The sequence below is a fragment of the Psychrobacter sp. FME13 genome, assembly GCF_014861395.1.
In the GTDB taxonomy this organism is placed as follows: Bacteria; Pseudomonadota; Gammaproteobacteria; order Pseudomonadales; family Moraxellaceae; genus Psychrobacter.
The window spans coordinates 1-2,612 of sequence record NZ_RRYV01000247.1 but is presented as its reverse complement, the minus strand read 5'-3'; the positions used below and the strand labels follow the sequence as shown (position 1 = coordinate 2,612).

Annotated in this window: 3 protein-coding genes and 2 pseudogenes; 4 read left to right on the top strand and 1 reads right to left on the bottom strand. The window is 38.6% G+C overall.

The window, feature by feature from the left end:
- From EI164_RS17230 to EI164_RS15565, 4 genes and pseudogenes are all read left to right on the top strand, one after another.
- Positions 1-151 (top strand): annotated as a pseudogene (locus tag EI164_RS17230) (IS30 family transposase); the annotation flags it as partial.
- Between the two features lie 24 nt (positions 152-175).
- A pseudogene (locus EI164_RS15575) lies at positions 176-319 on the top strand (IS982 family transposase); the annotation flags it as partial.
- A 151-nt stretch (positions 320-470) separates the two neighbouring features.
- Complete coding sequence (locus tag EI164_RS15570) at positions 471-959, top strand: Arm DNA-binding domain-containing protein (RefSeq protein WP_192520883.1); 489 nt, start codon at positions 471-473, stop codon at positions 957-959.
- Complete coding sequence (locus EI164_RS15565) at positions 956-2,023, top strand: tyrosine-type recombinase/integrase (RefSeq protein WP_192520882.1); 1,068 nt, start codon at positions 956-958, stop codon at positions 2,021-2,023. The genes EI164_RS15570 and EI164_RS15565 overlap by 4 nt, the downstream gene beginning before the upstream one ends.
- 195 nt (positions 2,024-2,218) lie before the next feature.
- On the opposite strand, the gene EI164_RS15560 is transcribed toward EI164_RS15565, so the two are convergent.
- Positions 2,219-2,612: DDE-type integrase/transposase/recombinase (locus tag EI164_RS15560; protein WP_192520880.1), on the bottom strand; the 394-nt coding region annotated here is incomplete at its 5' end.

Below are 2,612 nucleotides of genomic sequence, written 5' to 3'. Positions count from 1 at the left end.
CGGCCTTATCAGAGAGTACTTGCCTAAGGGTTGTGACTTTAGACAAGTCTCTGATGATGAGATGCAGGACATTGAGAACAAATTAAACAACAGACCAAGAAAACGATTAGGGTTTAAGACGCCTATGCAGGCGTTCTATAATATTAATTAGCGTTGCACTTGGTGTGTTAATCTAAGTATACAAAGAGTGCGAGCAAGAGATTTATGGCATTTGTCTCATCGATTGATTCGTAAGATTCTGTCGCATAATCTGTGCTTTGTACTCAACAAAAAACTTGGTAATCCGCCTCTTCAGTTTGATTTGCTTATTTCAAGTTGAGAGTGGGGTCTTTATTGATTACTTGTTATTACCTGCTAGTACCTCTACAATGTTGTTAAATTAGTTGTTAAATAATATGCAACGTCATTTTCTGTTGTTAATTATGCAGTGAGGTTGTTGTTAAACCTCCAAGCGCCTTTAGGTATAAGCCATGACGAGAAGACAAGACTACCGATTAACTGACGCTGGTGTGAAAGCCATTGCCAAACAGTCCACTCCCACCAAAGTCACGCGCCATGGTGATGGCAACAATTTATATCTTATACAACATCCAAATGGCTCGCTATTTTGGCAGATGACTTATCGCTATCAATCCCCTAAAGATCTTAAGCCAAAGCAAAAAACTTATCAGATTGGTATTTATAAATCTGCCAAGCAAATCATTGGCTCTACATTTAAACCAGAGGTGTCACTAAAAGAGGCTCGGCTGGTACGTGATAAAGCTCAAGCATTACTGGCTGATAATATTGATCCTACTGAACATAAAAATAATGATAAAAATAACTATGAGCAGAAGGACTTATTTAAAATTATTGCTAAGAGCTATATTGACGAAAAATCTACCACTACCTCTAAGAAGAATATTCAAAAACTTCACAACTATCTAAATAGATCTCTTGCAAAAGTACCAGTTCATTGACTTCCACTGACGGAGTTACAAGGGCTGACGATGACTTATGCAAGAAGTCTAATAGGCATATTGCACCCCATATCGGTGACTATCCTATTGCCTCTATCACTGCACAGAACGTCATCAAAACAGGTCTAGCAATTCAAAATCACTTCGAAAAACAAGGCAAATGGACAGCCGATACTACAAGTAAGTGTGTTGAACTAATTGGCTCAGTTTTTGAATATGCTATTAATACGTTAAGCTACGATGTCATTAATGTCGCTTATGGTCGTAATAAAGCTTTAAGACCTCATCAGGCTAAGCGTATGAAAGCGGTCGAGCAGCATCAGTTTTCCGAATTATTACGTAATATTGATAAATATGTTGAAGATCATCCGAATGCCCATGAACAAACCGTGGCTGGCATGCAGCTGATGACCTTCTGTTTTGTTAGAACGAAAGAACTACGATTTTTTGAATGGTCAGAAATTGACTACCATAAAAATGTCTGGCGTATCCCAGCACATAAAATGAAAATGCGTCAAGATCACATTATTCCCTTGTCACCGCAGGCAATGGCCATTATCGAGCGTATGCGACCTTTAACAGAAAAAACAAATTACGTATTTTATAACTTCACGAAGAATCAGCCTTATAGTGAGGCTTGGTTTAATCAAGCTCTGAAACGTATGGGCTATACGGGTAGTCCCTACCCTGAAATGACTGGACATGGATTTAGGCAGCTTGCCAGCACGGGATTGTATGAATTAAAGTTCAGTGAGGATGTGATAGAAATACAGTTAGCCCATCTTAATCGGTCTAGTGTCAAAAAGAGATACGATTTATCTGCACATCTAGCAGAAAGGCAAATGATGATGAATCAGTGGGCAAACCATCTTGATGACTTACGAACTGGCAAAGCTGTTAGCTTTGACTTAATGACACCAGATGAAATTGAAAGAGAGATGAATAATCGTAATGAGCAAGCTACTGATATAGCGCTGCATGATAAAGATCTTTTGATAAATAGTTTACGAGCGCAAGGGATACCTGATGAGTTATTAGGACAGCTTGTTGATTATATAAAGTAGCACTTAGATAAATCTATTTAACTCGAAGACCCAGGAGTCTCGGTAATCACCCCAAAAAATAATAACACCTAAAAGTAGAAACTAACTGCTAAAATACCAGCAGGAGATTTCGACATGAAAAAATCAAGATTTACCGACACTCAGATTGTTGACCCCTGCCGTCAAATCCGTAGAACCAAACTTGGGAGATTTTAATTACGCAGCTTGACGATAATAATCAAACCACACCTGTCTTGGCGATTTATAGCTCAAGCCCTTTTGAATCCTAGTCTGGTTGTAATATAGCTCGATGTATCTAATGATATCGGTAATGGCGGCAAATCTAGTTTTATAATCCTTATGATATACCAGCTCATTCTTCAATATGCCCCAGAAGCTTTCTATGGGTGCGTTATCAAAGCAATTACCTTTGCCACTCATTGAGCCTATAAACTGGTGCTGTTTAATGATCTTATGATACGCATGGCTGCAGTATTGACTACCTCTGTCTGAATGAACGATTAGCCCTTTGCTTGGACGTTTATTCTTGATGGACATATTTAGTGCTTTGCAAACTAAATCTGCGGTCATACGCTTGTTAATAGCGTAA

Bases quoted from the DNA above. Each gene is read 5' to 3' on its own strand.
- EI164_RS15570 (WP_192520883.1), top strand. From the start codon at position 471: ATGACGAGAAGACAAGACTACCGATTAACTGACGCTGGTGTGAAAGCC.